The organism is Brucella sp. NBRC 12950, assembly GCF_030268145.1.
Lineage (GTDB): Bacteria > Pseudomonadota > Alphaproteobacteria > Rhizobiales > Rhizobiaceae > Brucella.
This window is the reverse complement of sequence record NZ_BSQC01000008.1, coordinates 167,001-180,973: the sequence shown is the minus strand read 5'-3', so window position 1 is coordinate 180,973 and position 13,973 is coordinate 167,001. Positions and strand designations below refer to the sequence as shown.

Below are 13,973 nucleotides of genomic sequence, written 5' to 3'. Positions count from 1 at the left end.
AATGTTACATATCACGAATGATTTATCCCAATTGTGAAGTAAAATCCCGAGACGGCTTTGGGGTTTTTATTCACCTTGGAATATCGAAAGAACCCGAATGCGCAGGACCAAAGCCGAGGCCGCGGAAACCCGTGATGCTATTCTGACGGCCGCCGAGCATGTCTTTCTGGAACGCGGTTTAACGCAATCTACTCTGATGGAGATTGCGGGTCATGCTGGTGTGACACGCGGTGCGATCTACTTCCATTTTCACGACAAGCTCGACATTTTTCAAGCGCTAATCAACCGCACTCGCTTCCCACATGAAGAGATTATGCTACAGGCGGCGGCCTGTGACCATCCCAATCCTCTTTATGTTCTTGAACAGTCGATCCTGACAGCACTTGAACTGTTCATCACCAATGAGCGGCAGCAGAATCTATTCACGATCATCCACCAACGTTGTGAATATGTCGGCGAGATCGCTCCGCTCGTTGAGCATCTAAAAGAAGCACGCGCGAATGTGCTTTCGCTTTTTACAGGACTGCTCGAAGTTGCAGAACGACGCGGAGAGCTTTCCAGCGAATGGACATCCCTTTCAGCCGCACAAATCCTGCTCGCCGTGTTGGGTGGCCTGCTCAATGAATGGCTCAGAAGTGAGCGCGGGTTCGATCTGGTCAGCGATGGCGGAAAAGCCATCAAAACCATGATGAAATCCATGCGCCGCGAACCGGTTCCTGTCGCGTAAAGCTGCACTTTGTATCTCCAATAGACATTGCCTCACCGCATCGTGATCCCCTCTCCGTAATTATTGGGAGAGACGTTCTCTCAAATTTTAATTTACGCTTACGTCAATGTAACTCTTGCGATTACGACGAAAGTCGACCACATTAATTTTTGAGGAGCGTGCCTTTCCTTTATTGAGGATCTGGCATCATTGGGAGAAGGGTGGCGGGCTTGCTGCTCAAACAACGGACGGAGCAATCCGGGGAGAAGGCATGGTAAAAAAGGCAACAGAAACCAAAGCCACGTCGAGCCCAGCAGTGGGCACTGCAGCTGAAACAGCACCTGCACTGGATAAGATTTGGCTGAAATCCTATCCGAAAAGTGTTCCGCATGAGATTGATCTGAGCAAAGCCACTTCGATTGGCGACATGATCTCCAATGCGTGCCGTCAGTTTGCAGACAGACCGGCATTCACCTGCATGGGCAAGGATCTATCCTATAAGGATCTGGACGAAAACTCGCGCGGGCTTGCTGCCTGGCTTCAGTCGCGTGGATTGGTCAAGGGCGATCGCGTCGCCGTCATGATGCCAAATATTCTGCAGTATCCGATTACTATTTCGGCAATTCTTCGTGCCGGTCTGGTCGTCGTCAACGTCAACCCGCTTTATACGCCGCGCGAGCTTCAGCATCAGCTAAACGACTCTGGTGCAAAAGCATTGGTCGTGCTCGAAAACTTCGCAGCGACGGTTCAGAAATCACTGGCTTCCATCCATGTACCGAACATTATTGTTGCCACAATGGGTGATATGCATGGCTTTAAAGGCCACATCATCAATCTGGTGGTACGCAAGGTAAAGAAACTGGTGCCAGCATGGAATATTCCGGGCCATGTGCGCTTCAAGGATGCGCTGACGCAGGGGCGCGGCAAATCCTTCAACCCGGTTCCGGTCGGCAACTCCGACCTCGCCTTCCTGCAATATACCGGCGGCACCACAGGCATTTCCAAAGGCGCAATGCTCAGCCACACCAATATTCTCGCCAATGTTGAGCAGATGCAGCTCTGGATGGATGTAGCCTTCCAGAACAAGGGCAAGCCGAGGGAACTCAACTTCGTTTGCGCATTGCCGCTCTATCATATCTTCGCGCTGACCGTGAACGCGATGATCGGCATGAAGCTTGGCGCGCGCAATATCCTCATTCCGAATCCGCGCGACATTCCTGCATTCGTCAAAGAGCTGCAGAAATATCCGTTCCATATTTTTCCCGGCCTCAACACCCTGTTCAACGGCTTGATGAACAATGATGAATTCAAAGCATTGAACTTCAAGCCGCTTATTCTCACACTGGGTGGCGGTATGGCAGTGCAGCGCCCTGTGGCTGAACGCTGGCAGCAAATGACCGGTTGTCACATCACGGAAGGCTATGGCCTTTCCGAAACCTCGCCTGTTGCTTCAGCCAATGCACTTGATGCGACCGAGTTTAGCGGGACCATTGGTCTTCCGATGCCATCGACCGATATTGTCATTCGTGATGATGACGGCAAGGATCAGCCGCTTGTGGAAGTGGGCGAGATTTGCGTGCGTGGCCCTCAGGTCATGCTCGGCTACTGGAACCGCCCCGATGAAACTTCCCGCGCCATCATGCCAGACGGTTTCTTCCGTACCGGCGATATGGGCTTCATGGACGAAAACGGCTTCACCAAGATCGTTGACCGCAAGAAGGATATGATCCTTGTTTCCGGCTTCAACGTCTATCCGAATGAAATCGAGGAAGTGGCTGCGGAACATCCCGGTATCGTGGAATCGGCAGCCGTCGGCATTCCAAACGAACATTCAGGTGAAGTCGTGAAGCTCTACGTGGTGCGCCGCGATCCTAACCTGACGGAGGAAGATGTGAAGTCCTTCTGCGCCCAGCGCCTCACCAACTATAAGCGTCCGCGCGAAGTCGAATTCCGTGACGCACTGCCGAAAACCAATGTCGGCAAAATCCTGCGTCGTGAACTTAGAGACTAAACAGTCTCAATCATTAAGGATGACAAACTGCGGCTCTACTGAGCCGCAGACGGCAGAGCATTGTGTCAAAGGGAATGGGCCGATGATTGAAGAAGTCACCTTTGAAGCCAGCGACGGCTTCCCACTTTGTGGGCAGCTGTTCCATGGCGAAGGCAGAAAGCCCCTTGTGCTGATTTCATCGGCAACCGCCGTGCCGCAAGGCTTTTATTCCGCCTTTGCCAAGCACCTCATCGCCAACGGTGCGCGCGCGGTTCTAACTTACGATTATCGTGGCGTCGCCGCTTCCCGCCGTGCCCGCAAAGCAGTACCCGAAATCCGTTTCAAGGATTGGGCCGTTAAGGATTTTCCTGCCGCACTCCGCTGTTTGCAGGCAGTTGCGCCAGGACATGAGACGGTTGGCATCGGCCAATCGTTTGGCGGACAGGCATTGGGCATTTCTGATTGTTCCAGCGGTTTCTCACGTTATGGCATGGTGGCAACCATGTCGGGTGCAGTGCATCTTCTGGACGATAAATGGGTCTGGCCACGCATGAATATCGTTGGCGTGCCTGTCTCCTACCTCACACCTAATATGCCACGCTGGATGAATGGCGAGCCAATCCCCGGATCGGTATTCCGCGATTGGGCGCGGTGGTGCCGGATGAAGAACTATTTCTTTGACGATCCGCAGCTTGGCGCAGCTGAGCTTTTGGCCAAGGTCAAAATGCCTGTTCTTGCAGTCGGACTGGAAGATGATCAATGGGGAACGCGGCGCGCCGTCAATCACTTTTTAAGCTATCATATCAGCGCGCCGATTGAGCAGCGCTGGTATTCACCAGCCGACACTGGCGGCCAGCCAATCGGTCATCTCGGCTTTTTCCGCTCGCGATTTTCTCAAAGTCTTTGGCCGGAAATGACAGAATGGCTGCTGGATGGCGTTTTACCATCCAGCCAGAATCATTTGAACAAAGCTGGCAAGTCAGCGATGGAATCAAGCACCACATCGGCATGAGGCTCAAGCGCTTCGCGTGGGCTGTTGCCAGACAGAACGCCAACGCCGAGACCAGCTTTTGCAGCATGTGCCGTTTCAAGATCGTGCAGATTGTCGCCCACCATGGCGATTGCGCCCGGTTCGAGGCCCACTTTTTTCGCAAAATAGATCAATGGGTCTGCAAATGGCTTTGGGCGCTCTGCCGTGTCATACCCGATCACGACGTCAAACAAATGGTCGATCCCCAGCGCCTTGGCTGTGGCATGGGCGCCCGCTTCTGAATCGTTAGTCGCAATGCCAAGGATAAAACCCATCTCGCGAAGGGTTTCCAAGGTTTCCTTCAAGCCTTCAATTGCAACCGCAGAACGCGCACCTTCAGCAACCGTATAACTATCAAACTCAGCGATTTTGGCTTTGAAACCAGCCTCGTCAATTTCCGGGTGCCAGAGCTGAACGATGTCTTCGACCGTACCGGCAGCAATCACCGAATTGGCGCGAAAACGCGATGCTTCCCAGTCATAACCGCCAGCGTCGAGCAGCGAGCGTGCACGATGCTCATCGCCATTGGCGGTGCGCTGTGCGAGGTTCCAAGACACGGTAAACCATGTGCGGTCAAAATCGATCAATGTGCCATCCTTATCGAACAGGATGGCACGGATTGATTTCAACTTTTCGGAGGAAAGGGATGCACTCATGCCTCTAACGCACCGGAACGCTTCTTGACTGCCGATGGCTTTGAGCCAAGCAGTTTCAGCAGATCGTCGCCACGGCGCACATAACGCAGTGTGCGGCGGGTGAGGATACGGCCTGCCTGCGGCGCGGTCAGCGTAATGTCGCCTTCCGGTTCACCCGGACGGGTCACGACGGTCACAAGCTTTGCACCCGCTTCCACCACATCGCCCGGAACCACATGATAAAGCACCATACCGCCTTCCGGCGCGCGCAGCATCTCTACATTTTCAAGCGGCGTGATGAGGCCCTTGTAGTCGAGATCGAGCTTTACGCTTTCGTCGACAATGACACCACGATGGACGAGGAACTTGTAAAGGCCTTCGGCATCACCTTTGCCCATGTCAGCATAGACATCGCTTAAGCCCCGGAATTCAACCGTAGTGACGGCGCGGCGCTTCATGTTGCGCTTGTCGGCAGGCAATTGAAGAACAGGATGTGCGCAGGCTTCCTCGAAGGCTGCGTCCGCTGTCGTGTCCCATGCGAGGATCGCGGTCGAGCCGAGCGCCACGGCCAGATCCTTCATGTCTTCCACAAATTCCTTGGCGATATAGACGTAGTTTTCGCTTTCATCATCGCAATGAAGATCGAGCACAATATCATTTTCGAGAGCAAGCTTCAGAAGTGTGCTTTTCAAACGCTGTGCAAGCGCTACCGGCGCGTCCGGGCCGGGCAATTCAGACGTGTCGAAATCCGGCAGCAGCGGGAAAGCGCGATTGAAATTAACCGCCGAGAAAAACTCGAAACGGCCCAGATGCTGATGTGCCTGCCACTGGTTCGAGCCAATCGGATTTGCCTGTGGGATAACCGTGATATTGCCGAGAATGCGGCCTTCTTCAGATGCTTTTTTCAGCATCGGAACGAGAAAATGCAGGGCAGCCTGTCCCGGCAATTCACCGCCATGCAGCGACGATTGCAGATAGGCGGTCGGTGCATCGCTGTCTTTGCCTGCAAAGCGCAGCACACGCAGTTCAATGGCGTTACCCGGTACATCGCCGGCAAACTCGATAATCTCGGTCTTCATTTCAGTTCCCATTTTCATTCAGCACTTCATACCTAGACGGAAAAAAAGCCGGGTGTGAAACCCGGCTTTATCCTTATCCACCTGTTTGTAATATCAGGCTTTGCGGCGTGCATGCAAATGCGCAACGAGACCCACTGTCGAAGCGTCTTTGCCTTCGGCAGACTCAGCACCCGAAACAACTGGAAGAAGCTCGGTTGCAAGTTCCTTGCCAAGCTCCACGCCCCACTGGTCAAACGCATTGATGCCGAAAATCTGCGCTTCCACGAACACGCGATGTTCGTAAAGAGCGATCAGGCGACCAAAGGCAAACGGGTCCAGCTTGTCGTGAACAAGGGTGAGCGACGGACGATTGCCGGAGAATACGCGATGCGGTGCAATGCGTTCGACTTCCGCTTCGGGCAACTTCTTAGACTCGAGCTGAGCACGGGCTTCATCAAGCGTGCGGCCCTTCATCAAGGCTTCCGACTGCGCAAGGCAGTTGGCGAGCAGCATTTCGTGCTGATGATCGAGATGCTTTTCATGGCCCTTTGCCGCAACGATGAATTCAAGCGGAATGGTGTCAGTGCCCTGATGCAGCAGCTGGAAGAAAGCGTGCTGACCATTGGTACCAGGCTCGCCCCAAACAACCGGGCCTGTTGGGCCGGAAACCGGCTTGCCATCAACCGTCACGCTCTTGCCGTTCGATTCCATGTCGAGCTGCTGGAGATAGGCTGGAACACGCGCCAAACGCTGATCATAAGGGATGACTGCGCGGCTCGAATAATCGCAGATAGCGCGGTGCCAATAGCCGATAAGGCCGAGCCAGATTGGCAGGTTCTTTTCCAGCGGTGCATCACGGAAATGCACGTCCATCGAATGTGCGCCCGCAAGGAACTTGCGGAAATTATCTGCACCGATAGCGATCATCACTGGCAGACCAATCGCCGACCAGACCGAATAACGACCGCCGACCCAATCCCAGAAACCAAAGACGCGCTCTTCGCCGATACCGAATGCGGCAACCTTATCAAGCGCGGTCGAGACGGCAGCAAAATGTGCGCCAACGGCATCTTCGCCCAGCGCATCTGCAATCCATTTGCGTGCAGTCTGCGCGTTGGTCATGGTTTCGATGGTTGTGAAGGTCTTCGACGCGACGATGATCAGTGTCGTTGCCGGATCAAGCACATTGATCGTGTCGGCAATATGCGCGCCATCGATGTTCGACACATAATGTGCGCGTGGGCCATCATGATAAGGCGAAAGCGCAATCGTCGCCATGACCGGGCCGAGATCGGAACCGCCGATCCCGATATTGACAATGTCGGTGATCTTCTTGCCTGTTGCACCTGTGACAAAACCTGAACGGATGCCATCGGAGAAGGCAGCCATACGGTCGAGCACTTCCTTCACATCCGGCAGGACGTTGTGGCCATCGACTAGCACTTCCTTCGAAGTCGTGTCGCGAAGCGCCACATGCAGAACGGCGCGGTCTTCAGTGTTGTTGATGTGCTCACCTGCAAACATTGCAGCGCGGCGGCCTTCAACATCAGCAGCCTCAGCAAGTTCGGTCAGAAGTGCAACCGTCTCATCATTGACGCGGGCCTTCGACCAGTCAAACAGCAGATCGTCAAGCGACAGCGAATAGCGCTCAAAACGGCCCGGATCGGCTTTGAATGCAGCACGCATGTCTTTTGGTGCAGATTCCGCCCAATGTTTCTTCAGCTTTGCGACCGTTGCTTCAAGCTTCGCCGTGTCTCTTGCCATGATGGTACTCCCAGTCAATCAAATCGATTTAATTGCGGATAATTAAGCAGTTTATTCGAGAAATGCATCCGTTAAATTACAGAAATTTTCCTTTTGATGTGGTTCCATATATGCATATGCATCAATTTAGGTTGATCAGGAGTTTAGTCAAAGCATGGACCTCGTCGGAGAAGAGAGAATTAGCGCACCCCGGCAGGCCGTCTGGGACGCACTCAACGACATCGAAACGCTGAAAAACTGCATTCCCGGCTGCGAAGATCTCGAACGTCTGTCTGAAACAGAAATTCGAGCCGCGCTGAAAGTCAGCCTCGGTGTGATCAAAGTGCGTTTCCATGGAATGCTTGAACTTTCCAACATGAACCCGCCCGCCTCCTATACGATCTCGGGGCGCGGTGAAGGCTCTATTGCCGGCTTTGCGCATGGCGACACCGACGTAACTCTGACTGAAGATGGTAATGACACGATCCTGAGCTACGTGATCCGTGGCGATGCCGGTGGCAAGATCGCACAACTCGGGTCGAAGCTTCTCGGTTCGGTCGCACGCAAGATTGCGGATCGCTTCTTTGCCAATATCGGTGCTGCGGCGGCACAAAAAGCGGCACAAAAAGCGGCACAAAATGCCGCTGCAAAAACGGCATAATTTCATTCCAAGATGGTATGAGAATAGATGGGAAAGCGTTTTTGCTTTTCGTCCCTATGAGGTAGTCGATAATCCAGCAGCATGATGAAGGCCTATCGGCATGAAACCCAGAGACACCGCGACCTATATTTTCCTAGCCATAGCATGGGGGCTATCGTTCCTCGTGGTGCTGCGCGTGGTCGAGGCCTTCGGCTGGGTGGGCGCCGTTGCCTTCCGCTCCTTCATTGCCGCAGGAACACTGTTTGCAATCGCCAAACTTTCCGGGCGCAAGCTTGATTTTCACGCTGGATGGAAACCCTTTGCCGTTGTTGGTGCAACCACCGTTGCGGGCCAGCTGATCGGCCTTTCCTACGGAACACCACTCATTGGAACGGCGATGGCCGCGATCTGCGTTGCATCCATTCCGCTTTTCTCGATGGTCATCAGCCAGCTCTGGGGGCTTGAGCGCATTACATCACGCGGCCTGATCGGTCTGCTGCTCGGTGTGACGGGCATCGTGCTTCTGGTCGGCTTCCCGGCAGTTGCGGTTACGCCCGAATTTATCATGGGCTGTGTTGCTGTGCTTTTCTCCTGCTTCTCGGCAGCTTTCGGCAGCAATTATGCCAGCCGCCGCCTTTCAACCACAGGCTCATGGGAAACCACCATTGGCGCATTCGTCTTTGGCGGCATCCTGACTTTGCCACTGATCGTTGCCATCCCTGTACCAGCTATGCCGGGACTTGTTGACTTCATCTACTTGCTGATTTCGGCCTGTGTGATGAGCGCCCTCACCTATGTGCTTTATTTCAGACTGGTCGGAAATGTCGGACCAACAAAAGCCATTAGCGTCGAATTTGCAGTGACCGTGATTGCGGTTCTGGTCGGTGCGGTTTTCCTGAAAGAACAGCTCTCCATCATCCAGTTTGTCGGAGCGGCCGTCATCATTGCTGGCTGTGCGCTGGTGCTGAGCTCACGCCCCGCCCTACCTAAAGAAGCTGAAGCTTTCCCGGGCGCTGAGACAGACGAAACCTCTAACAACAATATGATCAAGTCAGAGACAATCTGATTTTATACTGCCATCAAGTTACAAAGGCCCGTGCTTCCAAAGCCGGGCCTTTTCTACATTTGTAGTGTCTAAAAGTCATAAATTGACCAGATGATAAAAAATTTGACCTTCCGTAAAAATCTGTCATCCTGTCAATAACGGGCATCACGCGACGATAAAGATCGCAGCCCGGAACAGAGTTCAAGGTGCGCAAAGGGAACCCGCGCCTTAACAAGCAAAAATGGGAGATGCGATCGATGAGATCAGCAGAGAATTCACCTATTGATGCAATTGATAATCCGGGACACGCAAACGGGCCTGATATCCATGGCTCGCGGCTGGAAAAGGCCGATTATGCGCATGTTTTCGATGATCTGCATCCGCCGCTCAACAAGCATGAAGCCCTCGTTGAATCCGACCGCTGCTATTATTGCTATGATGCGCCTTGCATGAATGCATGTCCGACCAGCATCGACATTCCGCGTTTCATTCGCCAGATCAATACCGGCAATGCAATTGGTGCGGCAAAGACCATTCTTTCAGAAAACATTCTGGGTGGCATGTGCGCCCGCGTCTGCCCGACCGAAACGCTCTGCGAAGAAGTGTGTGTTCGCGAAACTTCGGAAGGTAAGCCGGTCAAGATTGGTGAATTGCAGCGCTATGCCACCGATGTTCTAATGGAAACCGGAAATCACCCATTCAAGCGCGCACCTGATACCGGCAAGCACATCGCCATTGTTGGCGCAGGTCCAGCGAGCCTTTCTGCGGCGCACCGCCTTGCAATGCATGGCCATCAGGTGACGGTTTTTGAAGCGCGCCCCAAAGGCGGCGGTCTCAATGAATATGGTATTGCCGCCTATAAGACGGTCAATAATTTTGCCCAGCGCGAACTGGAATTTGTGCTGAAAATCGGCGCGATCAACATTGAGTATAACCAGACACTCGGTCAGGACATCACGATTGAAGCGCTCAGGGCCGGCTATGATGCGGTGTTCCTCGGCATGGGAATGCCCGGCGTGAATGATCTGGGACTTGTTGGCGAAGACGCGCCCAACGTGATCGATGCCGTTGATTACATCGCCAATCTACGTCAGGCAAAAGACCTCGCGTCTCTGCCTGTTGGCCGTAATGTTGTGGTTATCGGTGGCGGCATGACCGCAGTGGACGTTGCCATCCAGACCAAGAAGCTCGGTGCTGAAAACGTGACCATCGTTTATCGTCGCGGTCAGGAAAGCATGAATGCCAGCGCCTATGAACAGGAATTGGCGCAGATCCACGGCGTGGTGATCCGTCACTGGTTGCAGCCACATGCACTTGAGCGGAGCGAAGACGGCACCGTCAATGCCGTAGTATTCGAATATACCAATGCCGATAGCGGCAAGCTTTCCGGCACCGGCGAATATCTCATTCTTGAAGCCGATCAGGTTTTCAAGGCAATCGGTCAGAAGTTTGAACCAGAGCCAATTGCAGGTTCAGGCATCGGACTCTCCAAAGGACGCATTAGCGTCGATGATGAACGTCGCACATCCGTTGAGGGCATTTGGGCGGGGGGCGACTGCGTTGCAGGTGGACAGGATCTGACCGTTGCATCGGTGGAAGACGGCAAGGTTGCCGCTGAATCCATCCATGCGACGCTGACGAAACGTCCCGAAGCGATTGAAGGCTTTGCCGATGCGGTGCTGTCGGGCGGCGCGCTTCATGCGCCAACTCCGTCTACTCATCGTGACCGCAGTGTGCCTTTGGGCCAGGAACAGGGCTGAGGAGAGTAAACATGGCTGATCTTTCAACGAACTTCCTCGGCATTAAGTCGCCAAACCCGTTCTGGCTGGCTTCGGCTCCGCCGACTGACAAAGCTTACAATGTCGAGCGTGCTTTCAAGGCTGGTTGGGGTGGCGTGGTCTGGAAAACGCTGGGTTCCGAAGGCCCGCCGGTGGTCAATGTTAATGGTCCGCGCTATGGCGCTATCCATGGCGCTGACCGGCGTCTGCTTGGTCTTAACAATATCGAGCTGATCACCGACCGCCCGCTCGAAGTGAACCTTCGTGAAATGAAAGAAGTGAAGATGCGTTGGCCCGACCGCGCATTGATCGCATCGATCATGGTGCCGTGCGAAGAAGAAGCATGGAAAGCCATTCTGCCACTGGTGGAAGAAACCGGCGCTGACGGCATCGAACTGAACTTCGGTTGTCCGCACGGCATGAGCGAACGCGGCATGGGTGCGGCCGTCGGTCAGGTGCCGGAATATGTCGGCATGGTTGTGAAATGGTGCAAGCAATATAGTCGTATGCCGGTGATCACCAAGCTGACACCAAACATCACCGATATCCGCAAACCTGCACGCGGCGCAAAGGCCAATGGCACCGATGCTGTATCGCTGATCAACACGATCAATTCCATTGTGTCGGTCGATCTCGACAGCATGTCGCCGGTTCCGTCCATTGACGGTCGCGGCAGCCACGGCGGTTATTGCGGACCGGCGGTCAAGCCGATTGCGCTGAACATGGTGGCGGAAATTGCACGCGATCCTGAAACCTATGGCCTGCCGATTTCAGGCATTGGCGGTATTACCACATGGCGCGATGCTGCTGAATTTATCGCGCTCGGCTGCGGCACCGTTCAGGTCTGTACTGCTGCAATGACCTATGGTTTCAAGGTCGTTGAAGAAATGATCGACGGCCTTTCCGACTGGATGGACAGTAAAGGCTATCAGACGCTTGATGATTTCCGCGGCATGGCCGTGGGGCATGTGAGTGACTGGCAGTATCTCAACCTTAATTATGTCACCAAGGCACGGATTGATCAGGATTCCTGCATCAAGTGCGGTCGTTGCCATATTGCCTGCGAAGACACCTCACATCAGGCAATCACCAATCTGGTGAATGGTGCGCGGCACTTTGAGGTAATCGATGAGGAATGCGTTGGCTGCAATCTTTGCGTCAATGTCTGCCCGGTCGAGGATTGCATCACCATGGAGCAGATCGGCGATTTCGATCCGCGCACCAAGGCACCGATCCCGGCACAATATGCCAACTGGACAACCCATCCGAATAACCCGATGGCTGTAAAAGAAGCTGCAGAATAGAGCGCATCCCGAAAAGTGGGAACCGCCTACGCGGGGAAATTAGTCCACTGGACTAATTTCTGTTCCCGCTCCGATCAGATAAGATGCGCGTAAAACAAATATCAAAAACGCCGGGGAAACCCCGGCGTTTTTGATTGCTGACAGATGATTTAGCGACTGACGCGCATGCCTTTTTCCGGCTCGAACACATGGCTCGTTGCTGGATTAACCGCGATGGTCAGCACATCGCCCGGACGCACGGTCAGGCGTTCGCGGAACAGGCAGGTGACTGGCTGGTCGCCGAGCTTGCCCATGACCATGATTTCCGAACCAGTCGGCTCAACGATCTCGACTGTGACCGGTACGCCGTTATCGGCTATCTTCATATGCTCAGGGCGCATACCATAAACAGCCTTGCCCGAAAGACTTGCATAATCGCCTTCGGGAAGCGGCATATGGAAGCCGCCATCTGCCACAAACGAACCTTCTTCGATCTTGCCATTGACGAAGTTCATCGATGGTGAGCCGATAAAGCCCGCGACAAACATATTGGCCGGACGATCATAGAGATCGAGCGGCGCACCGATCTGCTCCACCAGACCATCGCGCATGACGACGATCTTGTCTGCCATGGTCATGGCTTCGATCTGATCGTGGGTCACATAAATCGTGGTGGTCTTCAAACGCTGATGCAGTCCCTTGATCTCGCCGCGCATCTGCACGCGCAGCTTGGCGTCGAGGTTTGAGAGCGGTTCGTCAAACAAGAACACCTGCGGATCACGCACAATCGCACGGCCCATAGCCACACGCTGACGCTGACCGCCGGAAAGCTGGCGTGGAAAGCGATCCAGCAGCTTGTTGAGGCCGAGAATTTCGGCTGCACGATTAACGCGGCTGTCGCGTTCTTCTTTCGGCGCGTTTTTCAGCATGAGCGCGAAGCCCATATTGTCGGCCACCGTCATATGCGGATAAAGCGCATAATTCTGGAACACCATGGCGATATCGCGTTCCTTGGCACGCAGGTCATTGACCACGCGCGCACCAATGGCGATTTCACCATCGCTGATTTCCTCAAGTCCTGCGATCATGCGCAGGAGCGTGGATTTTCCGCAGCCCGATGGGCCGACGAGTACGACAAATTCGCCGTCTTCAATATTGACCGACACGCCATGCAGAACGCCGACATTGCCATATTTCTTGATTGCATTTCGGATGGATACAGATGCCATCTTGAACCTCAACTCTTATTTGACGGCGCCTGCGGTCAGACCTGCAACGATCTGGCGCTGTGCGAATACGGTTAGCAACAGGACCGGCAATGTGACCACAAGGGCTGCAGCTGCAAGCGGACCCCAGCTGACCTGTTCAAAGGACAGCATGTTGTAAACTGCGACCGGCAGGGTGCGTGTCTCGCGGCTTGCAAGCACGATGCCGAAAACGAAATTGTTCCACGAGAAGATCACCGCGAGGATGAGCGACACCACAACGCCGGGCTTGGCGATCGGGAGTGCCACCTTCATGAACACCTGCCAGGAGGAAGCACCATCGATAATGGCTGCTTCTTCAAGCTCCATCGGTGTTGTCTCGAAATAGCCGATCATGATCCAGATCACGATTGGAACGGTGACGACCAGATGAATGATGATCTGCGGCCAGAGCGTGCCAAGAAGGCCGAGCGTCTGGAACAACAGGAATAGCGGGATCAGATAAGACAGGCCCGGTGTCATACGCGCAATCATGATGACGATTGCCGACTTGTTGGCACGCAGTCGCGCAATGCCGTAGCCTGCCGGAACGCCGACAATCAATGCCAGCAGGGTCGCGGTTCCTGTGACCAGAAGACTGTTCCAGAAATAGAGCAGGAAGTCGTTGGTCTCGAAAATCCCGGTATAGTTTGACCATGCTATGCGGTCAGGGATCAGGATGGGCGGATAAGCGCCATTGTCGATTTCATATTTCAGCGAAAGCGACAGCATCCAGACGAAGAAGAAGATTGCAGGCGACACGATGACGAACACCACGAGTGCCGTGCCAAGCTTTGAAAGAATAGACTTGCTTGCCATGG

The 13,973-nt window shown here is 54.1% G+C and carries 12 protein-coding genes; 7 read left to right on the top strand and 5 right to left on the bottom strand.

From position 1 onward, the window contains the following. Positions 1 to 97 precede the first annotated feature (97 nt). The 3 genes from QSJ70_RS15090 (at position 98) to QSJ70_RS15080 (ending at position 3,708) form a co-directional block, all read left to right on the top strand. Positions 98 to 727 carry a TetR family transcriptional regulator gene (locus tag QSJ70_RS15090; protein ID WP_007873487.1) on the top strand — a complete coding sequence of 210 codons (630 nt, stop codon included), beginning with the start codon at positions 98 to 100 and terminating at the stop codon, positions 725 to 727. Positions 728 to 977: 250 nt separating this feature from the next. Then, positions 978 to 2,717, top strand: coding sequence for a long-chain fatty acid--CoA ligase (locus tag QSJ70_RS15085; RefSeq protein WP_285537525.1), 1,740 nt, complete (start codon positions 978 to 980; stop codon positions 2,715 to 2,717). An 82-nt stretch (positions 2,718 to 2,799) separates the two neighbouring features. Continuing rightward, positions 2,800 to 3,708 (top strand): alpha/beta hydrolase family protein, encoded by a 909-nt coding sequence (locus tag QSJ70_RS15080; RefSeq protein ID WP_285537523.1) that lies wholly within the window; start codon positions 2,800 to 2,802, stop codon positions 3,706 to 3,708. On the opposite strand, the gene QSJ70_RS15075 is transcribed toward QSJ70_RS15080, so the two are convergent. The 3 genes from QSJ70_RS15075 to pgi form a co-directional block, all read right to left on the bottom strand. Continuing rightward, positions 3,654 to 4,382: an HAD family hydrolase gene (locus tag QSJ70_RS15075; protein ID WP_079211480.1), complete on the bottom strand. Its 729-nt coding sequence runs from the start codon at positions 4,380 to 4,382 to the stop codon at positions 3,654 to 3,656. The two genes, QSJ70_RS15080 and QSJ70_RS15075, sit on opposite strands and share 55 nt — an antisense overlap. Then, positions 4,379 to 5,440: a M14 family metallopeptidase gene (locus tag QSJ70_RS15070; RefSeq protein ID WP_007873483.1), complete on the bottom strand. Its 1,062-nt coding sequence runs from the start codon at positions 5,438 to 5,440 to the stop codon at positions 4,379 to 4,381. The genes QSJ70_RS15075 and QSJ70_RS15070 overlap by 4 nt, the downstream gene beginning before the upstream one ends. A 93-nt stretch (positions 5,441 to 5,533) precedes the next feature. Next, positions 5,534 to 7,183 (bottom strand): glucose-6-phosphate isomerase, encoded by a 1,650-nt coding sequence (pgi, locus tag QSJ70_RS15065; protein WP_215776003.1) that lies wholly within the window; start codon positions 7,181 to 7,183, stop codon positions 5,534 to 5,536. Positions 7,184 to 7,337: 154 nt separating this feature from the next. Between pgi and QSJ70_RS15060 the strand changes: the two genes are divergently transcribed. The 4 genes from QSJ70_RS15060 (at position 7,338) to preA (ending at position 11,929) form a co-directional block, all read left to right on the top strand. Further along, entirely contained in the window at positions 7,338 to 7,823 is a 486-nt protein-coding gene (locus QSJ70_RS15060) for an SRPBCC family protein (RefSeq protein ID WP_285537519.1), read from the top strand. 100 nt (positions 7,824 to 7,923) lie between these two features. Then, positions 7,924 to 8,868, top strand: a complete 945-nt coding sequence (locus tag QSJ70_RS15055) for a DMT family transporter (RefSeq protein ID WP_285537517.1) — start codon at positions 7,924 to 7,926, stop codon at positions 8,866 to 8,868. A gap of 227 nt (positions 8,869 to 9,095) precedes the next feature. Then, positions 9,096 to 10,607, top strand: a complete 1,512-nt coding sequence (locus QSJ70_RS15050) for an NAD(P)-dependent oxidoreductase (protein ID WP_285537516.1) — start codon at positions 9,096 to 9,098, stop codon at positions 10,605 to 10,607. Between the two features lie 11 nt (positions 10,608 to 10,618). Beyond that, on the top strand, positions 10,619 to 11,929 hold the full coding sequence (gene preA / locus QSJ70_RS15045) for an NAD-dependent dihydropyrimidine dehydrogenase subunit PreA (protein WP_007873474.1): 1,311 nt from the start codon (positions 10,619 to 10,621) through the stop codon (positions 11,927 to 11,929). A gap of 149 nt (positions 11,930 to 12,078) precedes the next feature. Here the strand turns inward: preA and QSJ70_RS15040 are convergent, their stop codons facing one another. Next, positions 12,079 to 13,137, bottom strand: a complete 1,059-nt coding sequence (locus QSJ70_RS15040; RefSeq protein WP_285537513.1) for an ABC transporter ATP-binding protein — start codon at positions 13,135 to 13,137, stop codon at positions 12,079 to 12,081. 15 nt (positions 13,138 to 13,152) lie between these two features. Then, the gene (locus QSJ70_RS15035) at positions 13,153 to 13,971 is read right to left on the bottom strand and encodes a carbohydrate ABC transporter permease (protein WP_007873472.1); all 819 of its coding nucleotides are present in this window, start codon (positions 13,969 to 13,971) and stop codon (positions 13,153 to 13,155) included. Positions 13,972 to 13,973: the final 2 nt, after the last annotated feature.

Coding starts and splice junctions, on each gene's coding strand:
- QSJ70_RS15090 (WP_007873487.1), top strand. CDS start 98: ATGCGCAGGACCAAAGCCGAGGCCGCGGAAACCCGTGATGCTATTCTG.
- QSJ70_RS15085 (WP_285537525.1), top strand. CDS start 978: ATGGTAAAAAAGGCAACAGAAACCAAAGCCACGTCGAGCCCAGCAGTG.
- QSJ70_RS15080 (WP_285537523.1), top strand. CDS start 2,800: ATGATTGAAGAAGTCACCTTTGAAGCCAGCGACGGCTTCCCACTTTGT.
- QSJ70_RS15075 (WP_079211480.1), bottom strand. CDS start 4,382: ATGAGTGCATCCCTTTCCTCCGAAAAGTTGAAATCAATCCGTGCCATC.
- QSJ70_RS15070 (WP_007873483.1), bottom strand. CDS start 5,440: ATGAAGACCGAGATTATCGAGTTTGCCGGCGATGTACCGGGTAACGCC.
- pgi (WP_215776003.1), bottom strand. CDS start 7,183: ATGGCAAGAGACACGGCGAAGCTTGAAGCAACGGTCGCAAAGCTGAAG.
- QSJ70_RS15060 (WP_285537519.1), top strand. CDS start 7,338: ATGGACCTCGTCGGAGAAGAGAGAATTAGCGCACCCCGGCAGGCCGTC.
- QSJ70_RS15055 (WP_285537517.1), top strand. CDS start 7,924: ATGAAACCCAGAGACACCGCGACCTATATTTTCCTAGCCATAGCATGG.
- QSJ70_RS15050 (WP_285537516.1), top strand. CDS start 9,096: ATGCGATCGATGAGATCAGCAGAGAATTCACCTATTGATGCAATTGAT.
- preA (WP_007873474.1), top strand. CDS start 10,619: ATGGCTGATCTTTCAACGAACTTCCTCGGCATTAAGTCGCCAAACCCG.
- QSJ70_RS15040 (WP_285537513.1), bottom strand. CDS start 13,137: ATGGCATCTGTATCCATCCGAAATGCAATCAAGAAATATGGCAATGTC.
- QSJ70_RS15035 (WP_007873472.1), bottom strand. CDS start 13,971: ATGGCAAGCAAGTCTATTCTTTCAAAGCTTGGCACGGCACTCGTGGTG.